We start from the raw sequence: 26995 nt of genomic DNA, 5'->3' as shown, positions 1-26995 counted from the left end.
ACGCGTTGCCAGAAATCATCGGTCACCACCCACGACTCAACTCTCTTGCGTGTCGCCATGCCTTAACCCAACCACCGCGTGAATGGCGGTTCGGGACGAGAGTTTACTATTTACGGATAACCTCTTATTCAGCGTCGCCCTAACCGTCGATCGTCACGATCACCGGCGCGTGGTCGCTGGGCCGCTCGTTCTTGCGCGGCAGCTTGTCGATCTCGCAGGCCGTTACGCGGCCCTTCAACGCCTCGCTGACGAGGATGTGGTCGATGCGCAGGCCCTGGTTCTTGCGGAAGGCCAGGTTGCGGTAGTCCCACCAGCTCCAGCTCTTGGGCGCTTGCTCGAAGAGGCGGAAGGCGTCCGTCAGCCCCAGGCCGATGAGCTGCTGGAAGTGCTCGCGCTCCTGCGGCGTGCAGTGGATCTGGCCGGCCCAGGCGATGGGGTTGTAGACGTCGCGGTCCTCGGGGGCGATGTTGAAGTCGCCCATCAGCACGAGTTGCTCGTGCTGCTTCATCTCTTCAACCAGCCAGCCGCGCAGGCCGGTCAGCCAGTTCATCTTGTAGACAAACTTGTCGCTGTCCGGCGCCTGGCCGTTGGGAAAGTAGCCGCCGATGACGCGCACGCCGCCCACCGTGCCGGCGATGACGCGCGCCTGTTCATCGGCGAAACCGGTGATGTTCTTGACCACATCGGTCGCCCGCTCGCGGCTGATGAGCGCCACGCCGTTGTAGGTTTTCTGCCCGAACCATTGCACCTGGTAGCCGGCCTCGCCGATCTCCATCGTTGGGAACTTGTCGTCGGTGAGCTTGGTTTCCTGCAGCACCAGCGCATCGACGGGGTGGGCGGCCAGCCAGTCCAACACCTGTGGCAGGCGCACAGCCAGGGAGTTGACGTTCCATGTGGCGAACTTTTTCATGCCGACATCCTACTCAGGCTCCTACCTCCGCAGGTGCTGCTCGTTGCGCACCTGGCGCCGCGCGGGTCGGAAAAGCTGACGAGGCCGGTGTCCAAGGCCACGCCCGAAGCCGTCAATCACAAGGAAGCGATGAAGGTGTAGACAGCCTTCTGCTCGTCTTCGTCCAGTTCGAAGAAGCGCCTGCGCACGATCTCGGCTTCGCCGCCATGCTCCAGCACCGCGTCGCGCAGGCTGTTGGCGCGGCCATCGTGCAGATAGCGGTCTCGAAGCCGCGTGCCGATCAGCGGCGTCGTCCGCCATTCCGCGCCAGTCGCCTGACCCTGCGCAATCTTGTCGTCGAGCGCCGAGCCCATGTCGTGAAGCAGCAGGTCCGAGTACAGCGGCACCTCGCCGTGAATGCCGCGCAGGCTCGGCACGTGGCACTTGGCGCAGCCGACGGCATTGAACAGGCGTGCCCCGACGTTCGTCGGCGCCGCACGCGAGGGTGTGGCCTCGGCGGCGGTGTTGTTGCCGAGGTTGATGCGCACAAGCGAATAGGCGACGCCTGCCGACAACAGCAGCGCAAACCCGCCCGCAGCGATCAGCCTCAAGCCGCCGCCGCCCAGCAGCGGCTTCAGCGACGTGGTGAGACCGAGCGCGATCATCACCATCAGGAACAGGAACTGGTCGCCCTGGAGGATGAGGGCCCGCACCACCGGGTGCACCGTCACCAGCGAGTTGAACAGCAGCACGGCCAGGAAGGCCAGCACGAACCAGGGCACGGGAATGCGGCCGCGCGCCTCGCCCGCATGCTGTCTGCGCTGGATGAGGCCCAGCACCAGCAGCAGCGGGATGAGCATCACGACCTTGCTCAGCTTCACCAGCGTCGCGACGTTCAGCGCGCCTTCCGACACGGCGAACGAGGCGCCGTACACCTGCGCCTGCTCGAAGATGCTGGCGCCGACCGCGATGCCGAAGCCGCGCTCGTCCAGGCCGGGTAGATAGCCGGCCAGAAAGCCGACCGGATAAAGCAGCAATGCGACGGTGCCGGCGAGCGTGATCAAGGCAATCGCCACCCCGGCATGCCGCTCCCTGTCTTTCGCCAGAGAGGCCACCGACAGGATTGCGGCGGCGCCGCACACCGCCGCGCCGACGGCGATCAACAGGGCCAGCTGGTCATCGAGGCGCAGCCACCGGATCGCCACCCAGCGCACCAGCACCAGCACCACCACCAGCTCGGTCGCGGCGATGGCGATTGGGGCCATGCCGAGGTCGCTCAGCAGCGCCACGGTGATGCGGAACCCCAGAAACACGATGCCGCAGCGCAGCAGATAGCGCTTCGTGAAGTCCAGCCCCGGCCGAAGCGATGCCGGGCAGCCGAACACCTGACCGAGCAGCAGCCCCAGCAGCATCGACACCAGCACCGGATTGCGTGCCAGCGGGTCGCCCAGGCCGCCCGCGATCCAGCTCGCCGCAAGCGCGAGGGCTGTGGCCACGAGCACGCCAGGTGCCCGCCCGCGCAGGTTCAGGTCGAGGCCGGGTTTGCGCAGCAGGGCGGTCATGGCAACGCCTCCACCTTGGCTTGGCGAGGCGAGGGCGCAGGCCCCTTGCGGGATCCACCTCCGGAGAAGTCGCGAAGATAGGCCGAGAGCGCCCTCACCAGGGTGCCGTCATCCCTCACGGTCGCGGCGGGATGCACGGCCAGTGCGCTGCTGACCCCCATCTCGTTGGCGAAGGCCTCGGCAACGATCTCGTCGAGCAGCGCCCGATCAGCCTTCCATCCATACCGCCCGACCCGCTGCGAGCCGTCGGCGCTGGTCACGTAGTGCACACGGCCCTTGATGCCATCGCCCTTGCTGACCGCCTGCGCTTCAATGACCGCGTCGGGGATCTCGTCAAGCCGACCGGCCGCAGCCAGCGCCAGGGGCATGCGCAGGGAAACGACGTTGGCGCCCCGCGGCAAAGGCTCCGACCGCACGATCGCAGCGGCCATCGAATGACGCGGCGCCATCTCGGCAGACCCGCCAGCGGCGGTGAGGACCCGGCCGCTCACGGCGTCCATGCGCGCGATGCGGCGCGCGAAGTGCTCATCGCGCGAACTTGCGCCGCCGGGGCCCGGGTGGCAGGCGACGCAGGAGACCGCGTTGAAACGATCTCCGAGCCCGGTGGCGGGTGTGAACGCCGTGGCGAAGATGCGCGCGCCTTCCGCCGCCGTCTCCGAAGGCCTGGCCCGTGCGACGCCAGCATCGGCACGCGCGGCATGTGCGCTAAAGGCACCGGCGGCATCGAAACCGCTCACCTCGATCAGCGCACTCTCCTTGCCGCCGCCCTGGCTGTCCCGCTCGGCAATCAACCAGAGGCGCTGCGCATCCGCCGAGACGGCGACGGAACGCAGACGGTCACCGCCAACCTCGCGGCCATCCGGCCAGGCGACCACGGCCCGGGCGACGACGCTGCCGTCCTGGGCAAGACGCAGCAAGGACCCGTCGCCACGGTTGACCACGTACAGGTCAGAGCCACCCGCGAGCGTCGTGTGGCTCGAAAAGCGGGGGTTGGCGATCTCTGGAACACAGGGCGCGAGGTCGACGGGCCGCTTGAGCCAGGGCGACGCGAGATAGCGGCTGCGCTTGACCCTGAACTGGCGCGAGTCGTCGCCGAGCTCAAGCACGACGACCCGGTCGCGCCGTGCGTCGGCCAGGTACAGGGCTCGATCAGGTATCCACTGGAAGGTGATGCCGATGACGCCCGGGTCGTCGCTGCCGACATCGATGGTGCCCGGCGGTGCGAGACCGTCGACGCCGTCCTGCACATGCACCTGGGCCACTGCGCCATTGCCCGCCACGACCGCGAACACGGCAAAGCCGCTGCCGTCCGGCGAGGAGCCGAGGAAGGCGGTTCCCAACGCACCTTTCTCGATCGAGCCCGGCGTGAGCTGGCCGCTGTCCTTGCGGTTCAGCAGCGAGGCGAACCATCCCGAACGAACGGCCTTGGGGCTGCTGGTGCGCGGGTTCAGCGCCCCCGCGAAGACGCCGCCGGCACTGTCACTGGGCGCGTTGGCCAGCGGCGCGCCGTCCGGGTCGAGGACGCTCTCGCTGCCGGCGCCGCGCAACCCGAAAGGCGCGTTCGCGACCCACGGGCGCCCGAAGCCGTTGTTCATCGACAAGTAGCGTGGCCCCGACACGCCTGCGAAGTCGGCCGTGCGGGCTCCTGCGTTGTGTGCCCGGTTGAGTTGGCCGGCCGATTGCACGCTGTACAGCTGCACGGCACCGCCTTCGGCCGGCCGGCCTGGAGCCAGCAGTGCAGGAACGGCGAGGGCACGTCCCTGCGGCGCCGCATCGGCGTCGATGGACAGGATGGCGCCTTGGGCATGCGCCGGGTTGCCAGGCGCCGCGCCGAAGTTCTGCCCGACAGCGACCAGAACGCGCCTGGGGTCGAGCGCTCGTCCGGCCTGCGTCTGCAGCAGGAACTCCGGGTTCGACACGAGCGGCCCGCCACTGTGGAAGCGGCCGACCTGGCGGATGCCGAAGGCCTGCTTCATGCCTGTGGCCACCAGCCGCGCGGGCAGGGGCCAGGTGGGTACGACCGGGGCCGCCCGGTCCGGTGCGACAGGGGCCACCTGCGCAGCAGCCGCGGCCAGCCAGCCGCCGCCGATCAGCGCCCCCAGGGTCAGGCTCCATAGCCGGGCCGATGTTGAACTTCGCACGGGATCCTCTCTTTAGTCAGTTGCCAAAGAGAGTTACGAGATTTAGGGCCTCAGCCGGACATGCCAGGGTAGCCGCGCTCCCGATCCCCTAATTCCGCATCAGCAATCTCGCGAGCGCGGCGATGCGCCGTGTCCGGCGGGAGACGCAATTTTCGTAACTCTCTTTGGCAACGGACTGAAAAGGAACCCCGTGCGGGTGCTGAAGGCGACGTTGCCGTGACGTCCCATTTCACCCGCCAACCCCCAAACCGGAGCGAAACCATGTCCAACCCACTCACCTGCCTCGTCGCTGCGCGTGCGCCGCTGCTCGCCGCCCTGCTGACGCTGGCGAACGCCGGCATCGCCCACGCCGCCCGCTGGGACGTCACCGGCAGCGGCTCGACCGGCCTGAGCAACGCCGGCGGCTGGCGCGCGGACCCGGCCACCGTCACCTCCGCCACCGACGCCCAGGGCGGCAAGAGCGTGAGCGTGAGCGGATCGTCCACTGCGTCCGTCACCGCAGGCATCCTCGGCACGGCGCAAGCCAGCGCCATGGGCTATGCCTCGCCCGGCCTGCTGCGCGCGCTGACCATCAGCAACGCGAGCACCGCCGTCAACCCGATCAACCCCAGCCTGCCCAACTTCACCGGCACTCGCGCCTCGTCGCAGATCAGCACCTCGTTTTCCGACCGCTTCGTCATCACCAGCAGCACGCTGCCCATCGGCACCGACGTGCAGTACCAGGCCGTCGTGAGCATGGACTTCAGCTCCAGCGGCGGCGGCGGGTATTTCGGCTTCGGCTGGCAAGTGGGTTCCTATGACCTGTTCCTGAACCTGCCCAACGGGTTCGAGGGGCTTCCGACGCAATTCGACACCTGGCGCCACGTTCCGCTCACGTTCAACGGCAAGGTGGGCGATGCCGTCGATGTCGGTAGCACATTGGGCGTCACCACGACCGTGGCCTCGGGCTTCTGGGGCGACAGCTACCTGGGCGACAGCAACGTCGCCTTCATCGACGCCTCGCACACGGCGCGGATGTTCCTCGATCCGATCACGCCAGGCATCACGCTGGTGGCCGACAGCGGGCACAACTACTCGATCAGCGCCGTGCCCGAGCCGGCGACGTGGGGCCTGATGCTGGGCGGCCTCGGACTGCTAGTCGCCGCGCGGCGCCGCCGCGCGCTCCCTGGTTCGAAGCCCGCGCTTGCGGACCGCTTTTGAACCTTAAGAACGTCTGACTTCCGGCCTGGAACGGCCCCTTCATGCCGCATTGGCGCCCACGAGTCATCCCAGCGCGCCAACCCCGGGCACCCGGCCCTCATCGTCCGGCGCGAGCGAAAGCGCATCCGGGCGCGATGGCCCGGCCGATCGTCCCGTGCCCCACCTCGCTCGGCCGTCCGAATCGCGACGCCAATCAGTACGACTTCGTCGGCATCGTCACCCATGAAATCGGCCACGCGCTGGGTTTCGTGAGCAATGTCAGCTCGCTCGACTGGTACGCGAAGCACTACCCGAAGGATGTGACGGGCAGCGACTTCTTGGCCACCTCGCTCGATCTGTTTCGTGATTCGAGCCTGAGCGCGGCCTCGCACGCCATCGACTTCACCGCCGACACGCGGCCCCAAGTACTTCTCCATCGACGGCGGTGCGACGCTGGGGCCGGAGCTTTCGCAAGGGCAGTACTACGGCGACGGCGCGGAAACCAGCCATTGGAAATCTGCCAGCAACTCCATCGGCGTGATGGAACCGTATATCCCGAAAGGCGTCATGGCGTCGCGGATCACCTCGGCCGAGTTGCTGGCCATGGACGTGATCGGCTGGACGGTGAACGCGACGCCGGTGCCGGAGCCCGAGCCGGCGGCGCTGTTCGTTATCGGCCTGGCGGCCCTGGGCGCAATGCGTGCAGGCCGCCGCCGATCACAGCGGCACGCCGAGAACGACGCCGCCTGAACAGGCAGCCCACCCAACACGCCCTCCGCGCCGGGACGAGTGCCGTACCGCCTCGACTATGGGGCCAGCGACTGCTGGGGTCGGTCGGCTGCAATCTGCCGGGTTGACCGCGCCGCGTCCTTGGGGTCGATCAGCGGGGAACCCGACGAATCGATGTGCACTGGCTCCAGGTGCCAGTCCTTGACACCGCTCGACGTGACCGTCATCCACAGCAGGGAGCCGGTGTTGTTGTCCGCGTCATCGAATCCGTCGAAGACGAAGTTGCCAAGGCTGTAGATCACCGGCTTGCCGTCGATCACCTCGATGTCCTGGCGAACATGCGGGTGGGTGCCGACGACCGCGTCTGCGCCCGCGCCCGCGCCCGCGCCGATCATCAGCCGGGCCAGCGCGCGCTGGCGGGCATGCGCGCTCTCACTGTGCTCCTGGCCCCAATGCATGTAGGGGATGACCACATCGGCCTGGGTACGTGCGGCGCGGATGTCGGCAACGATCTGCTCCTCGTCGGCCCAGGCAATGCCGGGGCTGGCCGGGCCGGCTTCGAATTGACGCGGGAACATCTCGTTGTACCCGAGCAAGGCGATGCGCACGCCTTGCCGCTCGACGATGGCGGGCCGGTGCGCTGCCCGCAGGTTGGTGCCGCCGCCGAAGTAGGGCAGGCCTGTCTGGTCGAGCCGCCCGAGCATCTGGGCGAAAGCCGCTGGCCCGAAGTCGCCCGAGTGGTTGTTGGCGAGCGAGACGACGTCGACGTGTTTGCGCAGCACGCTCAGCACGCGCGGATCGGCCCGGAAGGTCCAGGGCTTGGCGACGGGCTTGCCACCGGTCGCGATGACGCATTCCAGGTTGGCGATGCGCAGATCGGCGCCCTTCATGGCACTCATGACGGCTGCAAACGGGTCGCGCCCGCGGGCGATGGTCCGGCCCGGCCCGTCGGCCAGCATGACATCGCCCATCCAGGCGATGCGCACGCCGGCTGTGCTCCCGCTGGCCCTGAAGGGCCTGGGCTGCTCCGCCAACACCTGCTCGGCCTCGTTCGTCGCATCCACGCGGTCCCAGCCAGCCGGCGACGAGCCCTTTTCAACCAAGGCGCAGCCCCAGGCCAACTCTCGCCCGAGCGCCGGTGAGTAGACGCGCGCCCAACCCGACAAGTTCGGCCGCCACGCGGCTTGCTGGTCGAGGATTTCGCGGCCCACGGCCGACAGACGGCTCTGCGAGAGCACGACCCGGCGACCGGCAGCCACACGGTCCAGCACCGTGATCACAACCCTTGCAACCTGATCGGCACGCACCGTGTCGTGAAGCGCGACCGCTCGCACTTCGAAGCCCTCGCCCACTTCGACGGACGCTGCGGCAAGCGGGTCGGTGCCCGCTGCGACGCGCAACGTGGAAGTGGCATCGCCGCTGCGCATGCCGCACAGCAACTCGGTGCCGGCCGGCCCTGCGCAAGCGGCCGCTGATGCGAAGCCGAGGCCGAGGAGAAGGGCGGTGCGCGCGGCGCGCGGCGCAAAGGAAGCAAGACTCGGCATTGGCTGATCCACTGGGGCGCCGCAATGTGCGGCAGGTGCTGCCTCAATGAACGAAGTTCTGCCTGAATCCTGGACACGCCGCCGCCCCGGCGGGTGCCGTCAATGCCGCACGGGCTCTGGCATGGCGTGCAGGTAGCGGTACAGCGCCTGCACCTCGGCATCGGTGAGGCTCGCGAAGTACGACTTGGCCCAACCCGTCATGACGCCCAATTTGCGGTCGCCCAAACCGATGCCCGTTCGCATCAGGCGCGAGAACGCCTCGGGCGAATAGGCAGCGACGACGCGCATGTTCGGTGCGATGCCCTCGGGGTGCTCGGCGCCGCCGAGGTCCGCGCCATGGCACTGGGCGCAGGACGTCCTGGCAAGGTAGCGCCCCGTGGCCGATTCGGCATCGGCGGCTTCCGGCGGCGGGAGCGCCTGTTCCACGAGTTGCAGCGATGTCTTGAACTTGCCGGCCAGCAGGCCCAGGCGGCCCACGGGGCCGACCGATACGCTGCCTTCGATGCCTTGGGGGCCGGGCACGCTTTTCAGGTAGGCGAGGATCCGGCCGAGGTCCACGTCGGTCAGCGGTGCGAAGGCCTGCGACGGCATCACCATCATCGTTCTCTTGGTGTCCGGGCGAACACCATGCCGAATCGCGGTGACGATGTCGCTCGTGCTGTAGTGCCTCACCGAATAGGGGAGGTCCGGTGCCAGGATCGTGGCGATGAGCGGTTCGTCGAACAGCGAGTTCCCCTTGGCCGAAGCGCCGTGGCAACCGATGCAACCGTGAATCATCGACAAGCGCTGGCCTTCGGGGATGGAGGCCGCGTCCGTCGGAATGTCTATTGCGACGGCCTGCGTCGCGGTGGTCTGCCTCAGCAGGTGCTCAGAAGCTCCGTAGACCACGATGCCGGCCACCAGCGCCAATGCCGCGACGCTGCCGAGCGCCACGCCGAACCATCGCAAGAATCGCATCTCATCGCTCCTTTGTTCAGCCGAGGCTCTCCCTTTGTGCAGCGACAAAGGCGAGGTTTGAGCAGCCGTTGTCCTGTGCACGAGTTCTTCACGGCAAAACGGACATGCACGGGCATCGATGCGTCGAGCCTTGGCGCAGATCGGTGCGCGATGCAGCGGGTGGCACCCCTAGCCTTTGGGGGCGGTGCCCGATCGCTGTCCGCATCGTGGCCTGCAGCTCGTGCGAGTGAGCAAGGGGTGCCGCGAGTGCCCGGCAGATGGGTGGCGGGCACGATGGATATCTGGTGGAAGGCTGTAGGTACTGCGGTCTCGGTGGCCTTGGTGATCATCACGGCGCGGCGCGCGCACCGACGTCTGGCGGGGCTCGTGGCCGCCTTCCCGACGGTGACCGCACCCGCCCTTGTGTGGCTGGCGCATGACCAGGGGCCCACATTCGCCGCTGCGGCCGCTGTGGCCACCGTGGCCGGTTGCGTGATGCAGGCGGGCTTCGCGCTTGGCTACGCAAGGGCTTCGCGCAAGCTCGGCCCGGCCGGGGCGCTGGGCTGCAGCCTGGCTGCGGCTGCGGGGCTGGCCTCGCTGACCCTGGCCATCGGCAATCAACTGGCGCCGGCCGTCCTCGCAGCTGTCGCAGGCGTCGCCCTAGGCAAGCTGCTGCTGCCGGCCGCCTGCGGCGCCGCACGCGTCGTTCGCGCGGCGCCGGGTGGCGGTCTCGGCGAGATCACGCTGACCGTGGTGGCCTCGGTCCTGCTCAGCATGCTGGCCGCCAGCCTGGGCGCGCACTGGGGGCCAGTGGTGGCCGGCCTGCTGGCGTCGCTCCCAGTGGTCTGCGGCACGGTGGCGGTGGTCGAGCACATGCGCCATGGGCCCGCAGCGGCGGGTGAATTCCTTCATGCCTACACCAGCGGGCTCTTCGGACGGGTGCTGTTCGGCGCGGCATTCGCCTTGGCCGCGCCAGCCTGGGGAGCCGGCTGGGCGCTGTTGCTCGCCATGGTTGCCAGCATCGCAGCGGCCGCTGCGGCGTACGGCCCTGCGCGCGCGGCCGCACCGCCGTCGAGCCGTGCCGCCCAGCGAGCCTGACCGTCTGTCGGCCGATATCATTTGTGAATTGCGTGGCCCTGGCCGCGCGTCACAGACCGGACGTGCATGGGCGACATCACCCTTCTGATCGAACAGGCCCGCGACGGTGACCGGTCCGCCTTCGACCGGCTCTTCGAAGTGCTGTATCCGGAGCTGCGCGCAGCGGCCCACCGTCGGCTTGGGCGGCACTCCCGCGACGAGGCAGTTGGCACGACGGCGCTGGTCAACGAGTGCTATCTGAAGCTGTCGCGCGTCGCGGGCCTGCGCCCGGTCGACCGCGCGCATTTTCTGGCCTACGCGGCCTCGGTGATGCGCTCGATCATTGTCGACGCCGCCCGCGCCGCTCATACCGAACGACGCGGCGGTGGTGTGGACGCCGTTCCGCTCGATACCACCCTGGTCGACCGGCTGCCCGACCCGGCTGGCGAAATCCTCGACGTGGACGCTGCGCTGCGCGACCTGGCACAGGTTGACGCCCGGCTGGCGCAGGTGGTTGAGCTGCGCTATTTCGGCGGTCTGAGCGATGTGGAAATCGGCGAGGCTCTGAACATTTCCGACCGAACGGTGCGGCGCGATTGGGACAAGGCGCGCCTTCTGCTGGCGCACGCACTGCGCGCCTGAACGATGTTGATTCGACGGGTCAGCCGCGCAAGGTGGCCGAGAGGATCAGGCGCGCCTTCTCCCAATCGCGGCGCACGGTGCGCAGGCCGACGCCAAGCGCATCGGCGATCTCGGCGTCGGCCAAGCCACCAAAGTACCGCATCTCGACCACGCGTGCCAGGCGTGGGTCGAACGTCGCGAGGTCGTCGAGCGCCTCGTGCACGGCGAGCACCTCGGCTTCGCCGCCGGGAATGCTGCCGATCAGCGTGCTGTTCAGCGTCTCATGCTGCGCGTGGCCGCCGCGCCGTTCGGTCAGGCGTGCGCGGGCGAAATCGACCACGATCGAGCGCATCGCAGTCGCCGCGTAGGCCATGAAGTGGTTCCGATCATCAACGCTCAGGCGCTGGGCCCGGGCAAACTTCATGTAGCACTCGTGCACCAGCGCCGTGGTGTCGAGCAAGGTGCCACGCTCGTCGATCGACAGCCGCTTTCTGGCGATGCGCCGCAAGTCGGGGTAGAGCGCCTGGAACAGGCCGGCGATGGCCTTGGCGTCGCCTTCCTTCGCTGAATGCAGCAACGCCGTGATGTCGTCCATGCCGAACGATAGCCGCTCGGCGGCCTGGGGCCGTGGCCGTGCGCCCCAAGGGCTGTCGAACCCTCAAGGTCAGGTTCGAAGAGACTTGAGCTCGAGCTGCGCCGGCTGAAGCAGCTCGATCCCGTCGACCTGGCCAGCCTCCCAGACCGACAGCGCGGCACGAAGCAGCCGCTCGGCCTCGGCAGTCGCCCCGGCGGCGAGGTGGCAGCGCGCGGCCTCGGCCAGCGCCAACCCATGCTCGAGTGCCCAACAGCCGCCCTGCGCGGCGGCTTCTAGCGCTTGTTCAGCGGCTGCCACGGCGTTCGCCGCTGAGCCGGCATGGCGCAGGGCCATGGCGCGGGCACGCAGCAGGCGCACCTTGCTTGTCCCTGGCAGCCGCGGCAGAGCGCCGTCCAGCGCATCGGCCCCGGCCAGCGCCTGCGCGCTCGCCCCGGCGGTCGCCTGCGCCAGCACGCGCACCGATGCGCGCTCCAGCGCAATCACCTCAGCCTCGCCCCATTGCAGCGCCATCTCGTCGGCACGCGCGATGTGCTGCAGCGCCCCTTGGCCTTCGCCGCGCAGCGCGGCGACGAGCCCGCGCCAGCCCAGCATCCCCATCGCCTCGCTGTTGGCGCCGCCGGTCAGGCGTTCATGCAGCGCGTCGGCTTGCACCAGCAGCGCATCGGCTTCAGCGAGATGGCCACCCAGCAACAGCGCGGTCCCGAGGAAGCACATGGCGACGCGCACGCGAATCGTCTCGTCGACCTCGAGCGCACGCTGGTCGGCCAGCACCTGGCGCAGCATGGCCGCGGCCTCGCGCGGGCGGTCGTTGCGCGCGAGCGCGCTGGCGTGGTTCAGCTCGACCGTCACCAACATCGGGTGCGGGCGGCTTGCGCCGTAGGCCGCCCGCGCCGGCGCGAGTGCGGGGGTGATGGCAATTAGCGCCTCGGCATTGCGGCGAAAGTGCGCGAAGGTGTTGGACAGGGCCACGCGCGACGCCAGCGCGCCTTCGCTCGCCTCGCCGAAGCTGTGCACCGCGATCTCGACGGCGTCGTTCAGCGCCTCCATTGCTTCTTTCTCGCGCCCGCGCTTGGTATGCACGAAAGCCTGGCTCTCCAATACGGCGACCAAGAGCGCTGGCTGGGGCGGCTGCAGATTGCGCAGGTCTCGCACCAGCGGCGGCAGCAAGGGCTCCGACACCGACAGATCGCCCACCGTGTTGGCCGCCACGGCCAACTGCATGCGGCTTTGCAGACTCAGCGGGTGGGTGGGGCCGAGCACCCGCGTGCAATGCGCCACCACCTTGGGCAACCACTCCAGGCCGGCCCGCGCTTCGCCGAGCTTGATGAAGCTGGCACCGATCAGGACGCCCAGCTCGGCGGCCACCTCGGGTTGCGCCGCAAGATCGGTCTCGACGCGCCGCGCCGCAGCCTGCAGCAGATCGGCTGCGGTGACGGCACCGCCGCGGCCGGCGCGTGGCACGGCCTGCGTGAAGATCGATGCGATGAAGCCCTTCACCTGCTCGGCGCGGGCGAGGGCCGCGCGTGCCCGCTCGGCCTGCGCCAATGCCCGGTTGCGCTGCCAGAACGCAGCGATGGCGCCGCCGCCCAGCGCCAGCAGCACCAGCACCTGCGCATAGGCGCCACCCAGCGCGGCCACCACCAGCGCGACGGCAACGGCGGTCTCGACCTTGTGTCGGCGAACCCAGCGGTCGCTGCGGTACCAGAGCGAATCGGGGCGCGCCAGAACCGGCTTGCCGCCCAGATAGCGCTCAATGTCGTCGGCCAGCGCGTCGACGGTCGGGTAGCGTTCGGCGACGTTCTTCTGCAGCGCCTTGTTGAGAATGGCGTCGAGATCGCCCTTCAACGCGGACCGGGCACCCGGGCTGGTCGCGGCGGCGCTGGCCTGGCGCACATCGACCGAGGCGATTGCCTCCTCGAGCGCAGCGGCACTCGCTCGCTTCAACTGGTAGGGCTTCGCGTCGGTCAGCAATTCGTAGGCGACAACGCCCAGGCTGTAGACGTCGCTCGCCGTGCCAATCGGCTCGCCACGGATCTGCTCCGGGCTCGCGTAGTCCAGCGTCAAGGCCCGGCCGCTTTGCCGCGTGAGCTGCGTCTCTCGGGTCAGCTCGCCTTCCATCAGCTTGGCGATGCCGAAGTCGAGCAGGCGAACCTGGCCTTCAGCGGTGACGAGAATGTTGGCGGGCTTGAGGTCGCGGTGCACGACGAGCCGCGCATGCGCGTGCGCAACCGCGCGTGCCACTTGCAGCACCAGCATCAAACGGCCCGGCACCGACAGCGCGTGCTTCTTGCAATGCACGTCGATGGCCTCGCCTTCGACGTATTCGAGCGCAAGGTAGGGGCGGCCGTGTTCATCCAGGCCGGCGTCATGGATGCGTGCGATGTTCGGATGGTCGAGGCTCGCAAGAATGTCGCGCTCGCGGCTCATCCGCTCGGCCAGGCCGCTCGACCAGCTCAGGCGTGGCAGCTTGAGGGCGACCCGGCGCTTCAGGCCACCGTCCACCCGCTCGGCCAGCCACACCTCGCCCATGCCGCCGACACCCAGCTCGCGGAGCAACCGGTACGGGCCGATCACTGCGCCGGCGAAGGCAGCGTCCACCGGGTTCAGCGGCGTCATCTCGGCCGGCGCCGGCGTCAGCTTCGGCAGGGCTTGGAGGAAGTCGCTGGTCTCGATGCCGGGCGCCGCGTGCAACAGGCGACGCAGCATGTCCTTGACGGTGGCGGTCTCGATGATCGACTCCAACCAGATCTCGCGCTGGTCTGGAGCGAGCGCCAGGGCTTCGTCCAACCGCTGGTTGATGGCGGGCCATTCATTCGCGAGCGACTTCATGTTGGTCATTGAAGACGAGCGTCGCACGGCCCGATCCGGGATGTCCAGCGGATATTTTTTTGCGCTCGTGGCCGCATTGGCTCTTGGCTCTCGTCACAGAGAACAAGGGGCGGCGACACCGCCCCCCCAGTCATTGCGCAAGTTCATCACTGACGGGCGGAACACGCCCAGGGAGATCCAATGAATCCAAGCAAGGCAGTCACCGCTATGGCCCTGTATTTGCTGGTGGCTGCGGCACCGGCGCAGACCTTCAGCGGGCGCTTCGATGATCCAGCCAACCCTGCACTCGTCGGCGCCGATCTCGGCGCGGCCGCGTTCGGCGATGCGGGTGACGTGGCGAACAACGTCGCGCTGTATTCCTTCACTGTCGCAGCGCTCGGCACGGTCAACTTCGCAAGCACGGGTTTCGAAGCGGGCGGCGCTGATCCTTACTTCTCGCTTTTCAAAGGCACCGGCGGTGCGGCGACGTTTCTGCTGTCCAACTACGACCAGGCGTTCTCGACCGGCGGAGATTTCGCCATTTCTGCGGCCCTCGCGCCCGGGGCGTACCAGCTCGCCATGGGCACATTCGCCAACCTGTCGTTTGCCGAAAACTCAGGGAGCGGAACGCTTGCTGACGGCTTCACAGGCCTGGGCGGCAGCGGCTTCCTTGGCAATGCGCGCTATTCGTTGAACGTCTCTTCCAACCCCGTTCCAGAACCCGCCACTTGGGCGCTGTTGGCGCTGGGCTTGGCCGCCGTGTCCGCCTGGCAGCGCCGCTTGATGACGCGGCAGTAGCGGCCCGGTTGGGCGACCAGCGCTTTCCATTCCATCCATTCAGGAGAAACGATTCATGCGTGCAATCTCGTCATTGACCAAGACCAGCGCGGTTCTCTGCGCCACCGTCGCGTTTTTGGCCGCTTCGATGCCGCCGGCTGCAAATGCCGCAGGCGTCAGGGCTGCCTACGTGGAGACGGTGGCGCCGAGCAAGCCTTATCGGATCACGATGGCCGTGCCCCACTTCGGAGGCGTCGGATTCGGGCCTGGTGCATCAACCGGCGTTCTGGGCATCAGTAGCATCAGCTTCACGCACGAGGGCAGTGGCTCTGCGCGCGTCAGCCTCCGGCAAATCAAATCACTTGGCGCGGACTGCCGCTATGACCCTTTTGCACCCCAGACAAGGATTTCGACCTTCTATGTGCAGAGTGCCACGATGCTGCACATACCGTACCCGACTCCGCTCGTGCTCGAATCCTGGGAAGGATTGATCTGCCTGGTGGTGGATTCGTCCGAAGCCAACACGCAGATGACGCTCAACGGCTTTCTCAACTAGAGGGCTCAGTTGCCGACCTCGGCAGAGGTGTCGCAGTCCAGGCCATTCTCGAGGGGCGGATCGGGCAGGTGCTGGTCGTTGTGCAGCTGCCGCAGCGCCGTGCGCAGGCCTTCCTCGACGACCGGGTGATAGAAGGGGCAGTTCAGCATCTGCTGCACCGTGTCGCCGCGCTGCACGCTCCAGGCCAGCAGATGGCCGAGATGTTCGGCAGCCGGGCCGATCATCTCGGCACCCAGTAGCCGGCCGCTGCCGCGCTCGGCATAGACATGCAGGCCGCCGCGGTTGACGAGCATGACGCGGCTGCGGCCCTGGTCGGCAAAGCTGACGCGGCCGGTGCCGAAGGCGACGCCCTCGGCAGTCAGCTCGCCATGGCTGGCGCCGGCGATGGCGATCTGCGGGTCGCTGAAGACGACGGCCAGCGGCGCGCGGCGCGGCCGGCGGTGCACATCGGGCCAGCGCGCCGCGTTGTCGCCGGCAATGCGGCCGGCGTCGGCGGCTTCGTGCAGCAGCGGGCGGTCATTCGTCGCGTCGCCGGCAATGAACAGCGGCATGTCGCCCCACTGGCCGGTGTGGCGGTCCAGGCTGGGGTGGCCGGCAGCATCGCGCGGCAGGTTCAACGCTTCCAAGCCGAGGCCGTCGAGGTTGGGTTCGCGGCCGGCGGTGCAGAGCAGGGCGTCGAAACGCTCGCCACCGAGGAGAACCTGCTCTCCATCCAGCACCGGGTCGAGCGCGGCGGCGTTCAGCGTCAGCGGCATGGCTTGGGCGAACAGACGCTGAGCCAGCGGCTGCAGTTCCGGATCGGTCAGCGGCCCGACGCGGTCGCTGCGCGAGAACAGGCGCACGCGCACGCCGAGGTGATGCAGCGCCTGGGCCAGCTCCAGGCCGATGACGCCGGCGCCGACGACGGCCAGTGACAGCGGCAGATCGGTCCAGTCGAAGACGTCATCGTTGACAAACAGCTTGGCGCCCAGGCGCTCACGCCAGCCGGCAGGGACGCGCGGCCGCGAGCCGGTCGCGATGACGACCGACCCGGCCGTGACGCGCTGGCCATCGACATCGAGCATGCCGGCGTTGATGAAGCGGGCGCGGCCCATCAAGCGCGTGGGTTCCGGCCAGCCTTGGACCGTGTCGAGCACGAAGCCGACAAAGCGGTCGCGCTCGCTGCGCACGCGCTGCATGACCGCGCGGCCGTCAATGCGCGGCGCCTCGGCTTGCACGCCAAAGCGATGGGCGTCGCGCACAGCCTGCGCAGCATCGCCCGCAGCGATGAGCAGCTTGCTCGGCATGCAGCCGACGCGCGCGCACGTCGTGCCGTAGTGGGCTGCCTCGATCAGCAGCACGCGCTCGGTGTGCACGCGCGCTGCCCGGTATGCCGCCATACCGGCCGTGCCGGCGCCGATGATGGCCACGTCGTAGTGGAGGGTCATGGTGAATCCGGTGGAGCTTGGGCGTAGCTGTCCGTCAAAAGTCAGCCCGTTCACGCCCAGGAAAAAGCATTTGAAATCAGCGAATTGAAGCCACGAGCAGCGGCCCGACGTTCGAGATTGCCACGGTGCGGGAAATTGCGCTGATCGTAGCCAGTGGAAAAGTACGGCACTGGCTTGTTGATGCCAATGCCGAATTGAACCAGCGTGCCGACGCTCGCCGCCTGCCCCGCCCATCTTTAGTTGCGACGAGTCTCGATCGCGGGGCTCGGCGCCAGCGCGGGTCAGGCATGCGTCGGCACATTGGTGTCTGTCCGCCTGCCGTGGCGCCCTGGATGACGCCACTGAACAACTCTAGGAAGTAGAGGTTCGGCTCGTCTCCCAGAAAGTTGGTGACGACGCCTACCGCATTGGTGCGCCGATTCGCGAGCGCTCGTGCAGTGGCATTCGGTCGGTAGCCCAACTGATCAGCCACGGGCCGGCACGCGTTCCCGTGTTTCGGCAGAAACGCGCGCCGAACCGCGTCGACCGCCGTTCAGTGCGCTCGAGGCCGCCATGCCGGAGACCCCTGCTTCGCGGGCGACATCGGCAAGAGTCGGCGCATTACTAAGGCGGCTGCCCTGCGGGGCGGGGGCGGTGGAGTTTTTTGTGCGAGTTGGGGGCACAGCGGATCTAAGCGACAGGGTGAAACACCACAGCCCGAGGGCAAGGCGCTGTAGCACTCGCCTCCCTAAGGCGACGCCGCCCAGTGCACGGCCCAGCCACGGTCAAGGTGCGCGTCGCGAGTGTTCCCTCAACGGTGTGTCCGGCAACGGCTTGTCACTTCGTACATCTCTATGAGGTCTTCGACGCCACCGGCGCCGTCGGCTTGCCGGTGACGCTCGCAGGCGCCATGCCGGTGCTGGCGCTGGAACCGTCAAGCTAGTTGCTGATGGTCGCGGGCTTGGGCACCACGAATTGAAAACGCGTCGCCATCATGTCGACGTTGAAAGGAGGCTGCTCCCGTGCGTGCTGGGACACTGAAAATAGGCCAGCTGGCCGCCGCCGGACCAAAGCAGGACGGCCTCAACTCACAGGTTCGGTGGCTGCAGTTGACTGCCTCGCAAGCCCGCCCTGCAAATAACATCCACCGCCTTGCGTTGCGGTAGCCCATGTCATTCCACCCCAAGGGGAATCGCAATGCCTGTTTACTTCATGTTTTTTCTCGCAATGCTCGCCGCTGCGGTGCTGCTCTACGTGGGAGCAGCCGTCATGGCCGGGATTGCGCGCAAACCACTACCGGCCCTCGTCAAGGGTCGCGTTGTTGATCGGTTGCAGAGCCTGCATCTCGCCCTGGTCTGGATAAACGTAGGCGTCTGTTGGCTCCTGTATTTCAACGTCTACAGGATCCACGTGGACATGGCAGCGGTCGGCGACGCAGCGTTCTTGGCGTTCGCCCGCGGGTACACATCCCGACTGGCCGTGGTGGTTCTGCCTTACGGTGCCGGTGCACTGGTTGCCGCGCTCGCGCTGTGGACGGCACCGGGGAAGCTTTCGCGCCCAGCGCTTTGGGGCATCGCGACGCTTTGGCTGCTGTCCGTCGCTTCGACGCCGTGGGCCGCAGGGGCGCAGGGCGACATGCATGACCATGGCTTCACCGAAGCTTCCTTTCAGCAGTTGCAGATGTCGCACCTGGTTCGCACGCTTTGCTTGAGCGCAGCCGGGTTGTGGGCCCTGCTGCAGGATCGGCGTTCGCGGGCCTGATATGTCGCGGCCGATCACGGCTGCTTTGGAAATCCGGCGCGCATGACTGACGCGGCACAAAAGCCGTCTCGAAGTACAGGCAAACGAGGGTTGCAGATACTCAGGTCGCAGCCTCGACGTCCTGCAGGGCAGGGCGTTGGTAACGATAGTCTGGACCGGCCAGCGGCGACGATATCTATCGATTTTTTCCAGGCGATGGCACCGACACGGCGAAGCCGCTCGGTGGCACCTTGCGGCGCTGCGAGCGGTCGCGTCAGTGCGCGATCATGATCGTGGCGCAGCCCGCAGTGACGTGCCGTAGAGACCGCTGGATGCTCGATTCCGTCTTGCCGTAGCCAAGCGGTCCATCCCAAACCAGGGCACGCTGCATCGCGGGGACTTCATCAGCGTCGCCTTAGCGGTGCTTGAGCCGCTGCCGACGGACTTCGCCTACCGCGCAGAGGCCGAACAGCATCAATGCTCCCGTGGCCGGCTCAGGCACTGCCGAGATCGACAGTGACAGGTTGGCGGTTGCGCCGCTCACCGCCTGGGCGTTGGCGGTAAGGTGCGCGGGAATGGTCCCTTCCGCAAAGGCAGTGAGCGTGACGCCGTAGTTGCCGGCAGGCACGATGTAGGACAGCGTCTGCAGCCCCGTGACCAGCCCTTGCCTGAGATAGGTGTGCGTGTCGGCGCTGAACAGATTCAGCGCGACGTAGCTGTTCGTCGAAGGCGTCAGGCCCGACGGGTAAGCCGCGAAGGTGAACGACAGTGTGGATTCGGTGCTGACCGAGAAGTCGTAGAACGCGCTGCCGCTCGCGGACCCATGCGCCGGGAACTGGAACGCACCAACGCCAGCATCTGCGTTCACCGAACTGCGGACAAAGAAGTCTGCGTTGTCAGGGCCGTTGAACTGCACGGCGCTGCCGGCAGAGGCGATGGCGGTCGTCATGCCGTGATCGATGCGGGAATCGGATTTCGACACCACATACGGATCCAAAGAGATGTCGAAGGAGCGATCGCTTGGACCGTAGCTGACCGTATCAGGCGCGTCGATGCCCGCTTGCGTATGCGTGTCGGCTCCGGCCTGAATGACCGTGACCGTTGCCTGCGCGTTCGGTGTTGCTACCACCGATGCAAGCAGCGGGAAGGTGTGAACGAAGGCTGTCAGCCATCGGCGATTTGTCATGTTGTTGCATCCCTTGATTTACTGAACGGTTTCTTTGCTGGAATCCGGACAGGCGCATGCCGGCACCTCCGGATCTACTGGGTCGTACTTGAGCGGCGACGTCCGGGCGATCACCTGCAGGACGAGGGGCCTACTTGGCCGCTTTGCGATCTCGAACAGCGCCTATCGCTGCCGACGACAGCACGAGCCTCAGACCGCAGAACCCGCTACTCCAACGAACGAGTTTCGGCGCGAGCGCTGGACATCGGCATTGCACTTTGTTGCCGGTGCCGAGAGGTCTTGCACAGGCCGCCCAAACGCCACGTCCGTCCGTGACAGCCGATCTCGTTCACCTCGACATGACCGCGCAATGTCCCGCGTCGTCGATGAGGAACACGATGGATTCGCTGCTCAAGGCCATGCTGACCGCAAGCTCGCGGATGACGAGGGGGTGGCGGGCGTCTGCGACGCCAGCCCGAGTGACGAAATGAAGCAATCCTTGCTCAACTTAGGGGGACTCGGCAGGCCAGCCCGCTCGGTGTGCTCGTTACCATCGCCGCTCGAAAGTTTCATTTGGGCGGAACGACGGCATGGGGGAAGTGACGCTACTGATTGGCGCGGCTCGGGCCGGCGACCGCGGAGCCTTCGACCGGATCTTCGAGTTGCTCTATCCCGAACTCAGGCAGGTCGCCCGCCGGCGCCTGGCGCGCGGCTCTCGCGACGGGCTGATGGAAACGACCGCACTGGGCAACGAGTGCTACCTCAAGTTCCTCAAGGGGCAGAGTCTGACGCCGGCAGATCGCTCGCACTTCCTGGCCTACGCGGCCACGGTGATGCGCTCAATCATCGTGGACGCCGCACGCGTTGCAAAGACGGACCGCCGCGGTGGCGACGTCGAGCAGGTCACGCTCGATTCCGAGCTTGTCGGCTCACTGCCCGCCGCATCCGACGAGATCCTGGATGTTCACGCCGCGCTGGAAGACCTCAGCCGCATCGACGAACGGCTGGGGCGAGTGGTCGAGATGCGTTACTTCGGCGGCCTGGACGACGAGGAGATCGCCGAGGCGCTGGGCCTGTCGTCGCGCACGGTGCGCCGCGACTGGGACAAGGCGCGGCTGCTGCTGGCCCACGCGCTGCGCAACTGAAGATGTGGGCGCCGCGTGAGTGACGCCGTAACACCCCTCTCCACGTTCGAAGCCGATTGGCCGGCGATCAGCGCGCTGCTTGACGAAGCGCTCAAGCTGCCGACTGCCGAGCACACGACCTGGCTCGACAGCCTGGCGGGTGAGCACGCGCTGTACCGCGATTCGCTGCGCTTGTTGCTCAAGCATCGGCACGGCATCGAGACCGACGACTTTCTCGGCCAGTTGCCCAGGCTCAACATCGAAGTGATGGAGCCGCCGGCAGACGGTCTCGGCCCAGGCGGGCAGGTCGGCACCTACCGGCTGATCTCAGAGATCGGGCGCGGCGGCATGGGCACGGTTTGGCTTGCCGAACGCTCCGATGGCTTGATGAAGCGCCGCGTGGCGCTGAAGCTGCCGCGTGTGGTCTGGGGCGATGCCTTCGCCGAGCGCCTCGGGCGCGAACGCGAAATCCTGGCGACGCTGGAGCATCAGCACATTGCACGGCTGTACGACGCGGGGGTGGATGCCCAGGGGCGCCCCTTCCTGGCGATGGAGTACGTGGAAGGCCGGTCCATCGACGCCTATTGCCGCGAGCATTCGGCCAGCGTGCGGGAACGCATCGAGCTCCTGCTGCAGGTGATGGCGGCCGTCTCGCATGCCCATGCGCGTCTGGTCGTGCATCGCGACCTGAAGCCCGGCAACATCCTCGTCACCCCAGACGGGCAGGTGAAGCTGCTGGACTTCGGCATTGCCAAGCTGCTGGAAGGCGATCGCACGCGCGAGACAGCGCTGACCGAACTCGGCGGCCGGGCCCTGACACTGGACTACGCGAGCCCGGAGCAGATCCGCGGCGAGCCGCTCGGCACGGCCAGCGACGTGTACAGCATGGCTGTCGTCGCTTACGAGCTACTGGCGGGTGCGCGGCCCTACCGATTGAAGCGCGGCACTCCTGCCGAGATCGAAGAGGCCATCGCGACCGACGAGCCGCGGTTGGCGAGCGATGCGGCTACGACGCCCGACGCACGCAAAGCCCTGCGCGGCGATCTGGACGCCATCCTGAATCGCGGGCTCAAGAAGTCGACGGCGCAACGGTACGCCAGCATGGAATCGTTCGCCCAGGACCTGCAGCGTTACCTGCGTGGGGAGCCGGTCTTGGCTAGGCCTGACAGCTGGCGCTATCGAGCCTCAAAGTTCGTGCGCCGCCACGGGACGGCGGTGGTGATGACTTCAGCGCTGGCAAGTGCCATCGTCGTCGGCGCCGCGATATCGCTGTGGCAGGCGCGGATCGCGCGGGAGGAACAGCGTTTGGGCCGCGCTGAGTTGGACGGTGCCAGCGCCGTACGCGAACTCTATGTGGAGACCATGATGCAGTTGTCGGTCGCGACGGAAGAAGCGCCGGACTCACTGGCCCGCCCGCATGCCGTCACGCTCGCCCTGCGGCAGAAACTGGATGCCATGGCCCCGCGTCTGAAAGACCGGCCCATCGAGCGCGCAGCGCAGCTCTTCGCCGTCGTGCTTCAGCTCGACCACACCGAAGAGTTCGAGAGCGTGGTGCCGGTGGCGCGGCAGTTGATCGAAAGCCTCAAAGCGCAGAACGCCGCCCCGTACAAGGTCATCGAGGCCCATCGCATGCTCGGGGCCGCCTTGTTCCGACTGCGGCGCTGGGACGAATGCGAAGCTGTGCGCCGAGCCGGAGTCGAATGGGCTCCGGACACCCGAGACCCGAACACAGAAGCTGCTCGGGCGACCGTCGCAACGGGCCTGGGGAGCATCCTGAGAATTCAGGGGAAGCGCGCAGAGGCCGAGGCGGTCTTCATGCGCAACGAGGAGACACTGGCTCGCTCGCTGCCCCACGAGCCGGTCCGTTTCGAGAACCTGAAGCAGCTTTCGCAGTTCTTGCTTGGATGGGACGACGCCCGGGCCTTGAAGTATGCGCAACTCGCGCAGGCGGGCGTGGCAAAGGCTGCCGAGCTCGGCCAGATCGAAAGAGCCCCTGCGCTACGGTCTCTGGGGTACGCGCTGCAGGCCAACGGCCGTGCGCCGGAAGCGGAAGCAGCGGCGAGCGCTGCGCTGCAAGGCTTCACCACCAGTTTCGGCCTCGCCAACCGGAACACGTTGCGTGCCAAGGCGGCGGTCGCCGATGCGATCTCCCGCCAAGGTGACTACGCACGCAGCGACGCCTTTCTCGCAGAACAAGAGCACCAAATGGCCGGTACTGCAGGGGGCGTGACGGCTTCGATGGTGCGACTCATCCGCGAGCAACGCCTCGAAAGCGCCTGGCTGTCGGGCGACAGCGAGTCGGTCGCCGAAGTCTTCTCTCGCGACGCGAACGCGCTGCTGGCACCAGCGGCTTTGGGCGACAACGACCTGACCACCTTCTGGCCCTTGTTGGCACTCGACCTGGCAGGCCGCCCGCGAGAGGCGCTGGAAGCCATGCTGAACTATCGCAAGAGCCTTGCGCAGCCCGTGCGCGCGACGCTGATCTGGATACGCACGCTTGAGATTCAGGCCAAGTTGGAGTTGGCTGCGGCCGAGCCTGCCGCCGCACTCGGTACTGCACGCGCTCTAATGGCAATTCTCAGTACCGAGCACGCAGCTACCGGACGTGCTTATCGAGTTGCCGCCGAATTCGCCGCGCTGGCCGCCGCCCGCCTGGGAAATAGGGCCGAGGCGGAACGAGCACTTGCATCTGCAGAGACCGCGAAGCTGGCCCTTTTCCCCACGCCGGTGGAGCGCGCGGAATCCAGCTTGCGCCGGGCGGAGGTCTTGAGCGCCCTGGGCCACCGCGCGGAGGCGGTGTCGGCCGCACGTGCGGCGCTGGCCGACCTCACCGGTCAGCACCCTCGCAGCCCTCGACTCGCGCAGGCTCGCCAACTCGCGGATCTGTGATGTGCCCCTGAAACGCGCCTATCGAATCTCTGGTGGATCGGCGAGCGGCTAATACCAGTCAGGCGGGGACAACTGCCCGGAGTTCACATCGACGTACCTGTACGGCGGAATGCCTGTCCATTCGGTCAGGTTGAAAACGGTCTTGGAGTCCGCCAGCTTCCTCACCTCCACCGTCGCAATCGACAGGGGCGTCTGCGGCTTGCAGATGGTCGGCGGGACCGAGGGGCGGACAAAATAGACCGCGCTTTCCGTCGTCGTCGACGGGTTGGTGACGCGAGTCGCAGTGACCGGATGGCCATCACCATTGCCTTGCACCAACAGGGCCGTTTCGACGTCGATGCCGATGCCGCGCGCCGTCTTTTGGCCACTGGAAGACGCAGGGAGCACACCGCCGCTGCATCCATAGGTGCCGCCCGAAGCGCTGGTGGGCGCGACGATCCGCGAGATGAAGGTCACCAGGCGGCCCATGCGATCGCGGCTGTCGAAGTGCGAGTCGAAGATGAGGCTCTCCAAGGCTGGCGGTGCAATGAAGCCGCCACTCAGGCTCAAGGGAGAGGGGTCGAAAGTGATGTCCTTGTAATAGGGATCGAGCATCGCCTTCTCAGAAGTGGCCGAGTAGTAAAGCGCGGAGTAGTCGAACTGCCCGAGCACCGCCAGGCCCGCGCTCGTGCCCCCGACGGGGACGTTCCTTTGCATCAAGGCCTTCAGCGTCTGCTCCAGCGCCGTCCCTTTCCAGAACCGGATGTAATGGCTTTGGTCGCCACCGGCAATGAAGACCACATCCGCCTTGGCGACGATGGCGTTGACGGCTGCGCTGTTGGCCGCCTTCACGCTGGGAATCACGAGCGTTTCAACCGAAGTCAGGCCCAGAGAAGCACCGCCGACCCACTGGTCCGCCACCTTGTCAGAGGTCGACAGCGTTTCGTCGCTGTAGAAGATATAGGGGTTGTATGCGTCGGTGCCACTCGCCCGAATCACGACGAAGCGCCCGCCGCTTCCCCGCGTGATGCCCGAACGCTGAATCAGCCATCGAAAGGCGCCATCCACGTCCGGTCCGCCGCCCATCAGCACGAATGAGGGCGCGGGACGGGATGCGGGCGCGGTGACCGCGGCGTTGACATCACCCTCCGCGTAATAGGAATACAACGGTACGGGTTTGGCGACTTCGAAGATGGCCTCCGCGAATGCAGGGGTTGCAACAACGCAGGACGCGAGGGCAATTGCTGCTGCGCCAGCCGTACGGTGGCAAAGACGCAAGGCAGCATGAAGGAAGGAGCATGACGACATGGGTGGTCCTCGGAGAACTCGCAATTTGGAAGGGGCGTAGCGGGGCTTGAGGCGCTCGTCAGGCACTTGGCGGCGTCGATGCGCGTCGCTTGGCGACGCTCAGCATCGACAGCAACCCGCCCAGCACCAATGCAACAGTCTGCGGCTCCGGCACCGTTGAAACACCGAAAGTGACCGTGCCGAAGTTCCACGTGCCGTCAGGTTCGTCGAAGGCCAAGTCCTTGTAGAAATCGTGGAACTCCAAGCGCAACAGACCGTCGTCGCCGAGCAGGAAGTTCTGGCCGAGCACCAGCAAGTCCTGGAATCCGGCGTAGCTGCTGGTGCCCTCGAAGTCGTCTCCGCCGCCCGGCGTGAACGTGACGCCATTGCCCAACGTATCGCTGAAGGTCAATTGCATCTCTGACAGATAGCTCGGGTCATGGCTGGTGAGATTGATATCCCACTTCAGGCTCTCGATAGACGCTCCCGCGCCGACGAACAGCTCTCGGACGATGTTGCTTTCAGCGCCTCTCTCGTCCATATCGGCAATGCCGGAAACGTCCACGGTCACATTCGTTGGACTCGCTTGTGCAATGCCGACATGCACTGCAGCACAGGCGAGCACGGCAATCGGCAAGGCGCGCGCCAACATGGCTTTGATCTTCATAGGTCCATCCCTGCAGACAGTTGAAACAATGGCGTTCTTCGGCCAGACGGAGGCGTCCTGTCGCAATGACTGGCCGCCGTTCGCCGGGGTGCCGAAATCTACATGCCAAAGACCGCAAGCACGCTCCCTAAAACGCCTTGTCCGGCTGCGCGGCTGAATCTCGTACGGGGCACCCGGCATCGGCTGATGCCAGCTGGCGGCATGGGCCTGATCACACTCGGCCTCGACATGCCGGGGCTGGTGCAGTTGCGTGCTGCGCCTGCTTAATCTGTACGGCGACGGCAAAGCAGCAGACTGCTTGCCACATTCCAAGAGGTCGATTGGGACGCCTGGATTTCCATGCAACGTCCGGACGGTTGGCCCCGGCAGGCACAGGGCGATTGCCGCGACGAACTGCTAGCTATGAGCTGTCCGTCAACACTCTCCCCGTTGTTTGGCGGGGAAAGTTCTTTTGAAATCAATGCCTTGACACCCGAGACGGGGTCTTTTGTGCACTGGTTCTTTCGCAACATGTACCGACTGGCCCCGCCCGTTGCAACAAGTTCCGACTTGGCCGAGCGATTCCGCCCGGCGTTTTAGCCCCGAGCCCTAGACATCACAGCCCTCAGGTGACGTGCCAACGCTACGAACGGGGCGCACCACACTGCCCAGCACGAGTTGAAGCCGGTCTTGAAGCTGCTTGCGGCCGATGACAGGAAGGCCAAGTCGCGCTCGTTGTGAGTAGCAGTCAGTCCGGCTTGTGTGGCCGCTAGTCTTACTGTGTCACAAGCGAAGCCTTGCGTTTGCGCGCAGGCAGCACGGGCACCGAGGAAGCGTTCTGAGTAAGGCTGCGGCGATACGCAGCCGCAAGCTCGTGATGGACGATGGGACGTGGCGCTGCGTGCGCTGGGCTGCCGCGAGGCTTGTAATGCGTGGGTAGGGCAGGTTCTTGGCATCGTGCAGCGTTTTTTTTTGCCGGCACCATCGGGGTGCCGGAGCTGCTGCGCCATCAGGAAGCCGTCGGCCGCGATGCTCAGGCTGGCGTGGTGGTGGAAGCCGCGCCAGCCCCGGCCTGTCCAACATGTCTTGCCTGGCCGCACCTTTGGAGTGTCGCAAGTCAGAATACTGATGACATGCGGGGCTGACTGCGTTCACAGGACGGACAAATCAATGGGCGCGCCTCAGAGTCTGACCTTGCAGCGCAACCCCGCCGGCAGCTCGCCCTTGGCGTTGTCGAACTCGGCCACGATGCCGAAGGTGCCGGCCGCTGCGTCGAGCACGCGGTCCACCGTGCGCACCCTGGCCTGGATGGGCCTATCGGCGAACGGTGCCTCGGGCGTCACGC

At 66.9% G+C, this 26995-nt stretch carries 21 protein-coding genes and 1 pseudogene; 9 read left to right on the top strand and 13 right to left on the bottom strand.

What is annotated here, in order from left to right:
• Positions 1 to 139 precede the first annotated feature (139 nt).
• The 3 genes from xth to ABIS05_RS10080 all read right to left on the bottom strand — a co-directional run bounded on the left by xth (position 140) and on the right by ABIS05_RS10080 (position 4592).
• Positions 140 to 910, bottom strand: coding sequence for an exodeoxyribonuclease III (gene xth / locus ABIS05_RS10090; RefSeq protein WP_348010111.1), 771 nt, complete (start codon positions 908 to 910; stop codon positions 140 to 142).
• A 116-nt stretch (positions 911 to 1026) separates the two neighbouring features.
• A complete protein-coding gene (locus ABIS05_RS10085) occupies positions 1027 to 2451 on the bottom strand; it encodes a putative sulfate exporter family transporter (protein ID WP_348010110.1) in 1425 nt (474 codons plus the stop codon).
• Positions 2448 to 4592 carry a di-heme oxidoredictase family protein gene (locus ABIS05_RS10080; RefSeq protein ID WP_348010109.1) on the bottom strand — a complete coding sequence of 715 codons (2145 nt, stop codon included), beginning with the start codon at positions 4590 to 4592 and terminating at the stop codon, positions 2448 to 2450. The genes ABIS05_RS10085 and ABIS05_RS10080 overlap by 4 nt, the downstream gene beginning before the upstream one ends.
• Positions 4593 to 4853: 261 nt before the next feature.
• On the opposite strand from ABIS05_RS10080, the gene ABIS05_RS10075 reads away from it, so the two are divergent.
• On the top strand, positions 4854 to 5792 hold the full coding sequence (locus ABIS05_RS10075; protein ID WP_348010108.1) for a PEP-CTERM sorting domain-containing protein: 939 nt from the start codon (positions 4854 to 4856) through the stop codon (positions 5790 to 5792).
• Between the two features lie 516 nt (positions 5793 to 6308).
• The gene (locus ABIS05_RS10070) at positions 6309 to 6521 is read left to right on the top strand and encodes a PEP-CTERM sorting domain-containing protein (protein WP_348010107.1); all 213 of its coding nucleotides are present in this window, start codon (positions 6309 to 6311) and stop codon (positions 6519 to 6521) included.
• Positions 6522 to 6577: 56 nt separating this feature from the next.
• Here the strand turns inward: ABIS05_RS10070 and ABIS05_RS10065 are convergent, their stop codons facing one another.
• On the bottom strand, positions 6578 to 8044 hold the full coding sequence (locus tag ABIS05_RS10065) for a CapA family protein (RefSeq protein WP_348010106.1): 1467 nt from the start codon (positions 8042 to 8044) through the stop codon (positions 6578 to 6580).
• Between the two features lie 99 nt (positions 8045 to 8143).
• Positions 8144 to 9001 carry a c-type cytochrome gene (locus ABIS05_RS10060; protein WP_348010105.1) on the bottom strand — a complete coding sequence of 286 codons (858 nt, stop codon included), beginning with the start codon at positions 8999 to 9001 and terminating at the stop codon, positions 8144 to 8146.
• A 273-nt stretch (positions 9002 to 9274) separates the two neighbouring features.
• On the opposite strand from ABIS05_RS10060, the gene ABIS05_RS10055 reads away from it, so the two are divergent.
• A complete protein-coding gene (locus ABIS05_RS10055) occupies positions 9275 to 10078 on the top strand; it encodes a hypothetical protein (protein WP_348063247.1) in 804 nt (267 codons plus the stop codon).
• A 66-nt stretch (positions 10079 to 10144) separates the two neighbouring features.
• Positions 10145 to 10699, top strand: coding sequence for an ECF-type sigma factor (locus tag ABIS05_RS10050; RefSeq protein ID WP_348010103.1), 555 nt, complete (start codon positions 10145 to 10147; stop codon positions 10697 to 10699).
• Between the two features lie 19 nt (positions 10700 to 10718).
• Here the strand turns inward: ABIS05_RS10050 and ABIS05_RS10045 are convergent, their stop codons facing one another.
• Together ABIS05_RS10045 and ABIS05_RS10040 are read right to left on the bottom strand one after the other, a co-directional pair.
• Positions 10719 to 11273, bottom strand: coding sequence for an ECF-type sigma factor (locus ABIS05_RS10045; protein ID WP_348010102.1), 555 nt, complete (start codon positions 11271 to 11273; stop codon positions 10719 to 10721).
• A 69-nt stretch (positions 11274 to 11342) separates the two neighbouring features.
• Entirely contained in the window at positions 11343 to 14102 is a 2760-nt protein-coding gene (locus ABIS05_RS10040; protein WP_348010101.1) for a serine/threonine-protein kinase, read from the bottom strand.
• A 180-nt stretch (positions 14103 to 14282) separates the two neighbouring features.
• Here ABIS05_RS10040 and ABIS05_RS10035 point away from each other — a divergent pair, with 180 nt between their 5' ends.
• Both ABIS05_RS10035 and ABIS05_RS10030 read left to right on the top strand, forming a co-directional pair.
• The gene (locus ABIS05_RS10035; protein WP_348063246.1) at positions 14283 to 14879 is read left to right on the top strand and encodes a DVUA0089 family protein; all 597 of its coding nucleotides are present in this window, start codon (positions 14283 to 14285) and stop codon (positions 14877 to 14879) included.
• 55 nt (positions 14880 to 14934) lie between these two features.
• On the top strand, positions 14935 to 15414 hold the full coding sequence (locus tag ABIS05_RS10030) for a hypothetical protein (protein WP_348010100.1): 480 nt from the start codon (positions 14935 to 14937) through the stop codon (positions 15412 to 15414).
• A 5-nt stretch (positions 15415 to 15419) separates the two neighbouring features.
• Here ABIS05_RS10030 and ABIS05_RS10025 read toward each other — a convergent pair whose 3' ends face one another.
• Positions 15420 to 16841, bottom strand: coding sequence for a dihydrolipoyl dehydrogenase (locus tag ABIS05_RS10025; RefSeq protein WP_348010099.1), 1422 nt, complete (start codon positions 16839 to 16841; stop codon positions 15420 to 15422).
• 464 nt (positions 16842 to 17305) lie between these two features.
• A complete protein-coding gene (locus tag ABIS05_RS28215; protein WP_407074836.1) occupies positions 17306 to 17503 on the bottom strand; it encodes a LacI family DNA-binding transcriptional regulator in 198 nt (65 codons plus the stop codon).
• 514 nt (positions 17504 to 18017) lie between these two features.
• Here ABIS05_RS28215 and ABIS05_RS10020 point away from each other — a divergent pair.
• Positions 18018 to 18581: a hypothetical protein gene (locus ABIS05_RS10020; RefSeq protein ID WP_348010098.1), complete on the top strand. Its 564-nt coding sequence runs from the start codon at positions 18018 to 18020 to the stop codon at positions 18579 to 18581.
• Between the two features lie 394 nt (positions 18582 to 18975).
• Here ABIS05_RS10020 and ABIS05_RS10015 read toward each other — a convergent pair whose 3' ends face one another.
• The gene (locus tag ABIS05_RS10015; protein ID WP_348010097.1) at positions 18976 to 19746 is read right to left on the bottom strand and encodes a PEP-CTERM sorting domain-containing protein; all 771 of its coding nucleotides are present in this window, start codon (positions 19744 to 19746) and stop codon (positions 18976 to 18978) included.
• A 569-nt stretch (positions 19747 to 20315) separates the two neighbouring features.
• Here ABIS05_RS10015 and ABIS05_RS10010 point away from each other — a divergent pair.
• The gene (locus ABIS05_RS10010; RefSeq protein ID WP_348010096.1) at positions 20316 to 20870 is read left to right on the top strand and encodes an ECF-type sigma factor; all 555 of its coding nucleotides are present in this window, start codon (positions 20316 to 20318) and stop codon (positions 20868 to 20870) included.
• 15 nt (positions 20871 to 20885) lie between these two features.
• Entirely contained in the window at positions 20886 to 23738 is a 2853-nt protein-coding gene (locus ABIS05_RS10005) for a serine/threonine-protein kinase (RefSeq protein ID WP_348010095.1), read from the top strand.
• A 48-nt stretch (positions 23739 to 23786) separates the two neighbouring features.
• On the opposite strand, the gene ABIS05_RS10000 is transcribed toward ABIS05_RS10005, so the two are convergent.
• From ABIS05_RS10000 to ABIS05_RS09990, 3 genes and pseudogenes are all read right to left on the bottom strand, one after another.
• Positions 23787 to 25025 (bottom strand): cyanophycinase, encoded by a 1239-nt coding sequence (locus ABIS05_RS10000; RefSeq protein ID WP_348010094.1) that lies wholly within the window; start codon positions 25023 to 25025, stop codon positions 23787 to 23789.
• Between the two features lie 58 nt (positions 25026 to 25083).
• Positions 25084 to 25671 carry a PEP-CTERM sorting domain-containing protein gene (locus ABIS05_RS09995; protein ID WP_348010093.1) on the bottom strand — a complete coding sequence of 196 codons (588 nt, stop codon included), beginning with the start codon at positions 25669 to 25671 and terminating at the stop codon, positions 25084 to 25086.
• Between the two features lie 754 nt (positions 25672 to 26425).
• Positions 26426 to 26729: pseudogene (locus ABIS05_RS09990) on the bottom strand (IS701 family transposase); the annotation flags it as partial.
• Positions 26730 to 26995 lie beyond the last annotated feature (266 nt).

The organism is Roseateles sp. (assembly GCF_039929605.1).
GTDB lineage: Bacteria > Pseudomonadota > Gammaproteobacteria > Burkholderiales > Burkholderiaceae_C > Pelomonas.
The sequence above is the reverse complement of the archived record's forward strand: the minus strand, read 5'-3'. Positions and strand labels throughout refer to the sequence as shown.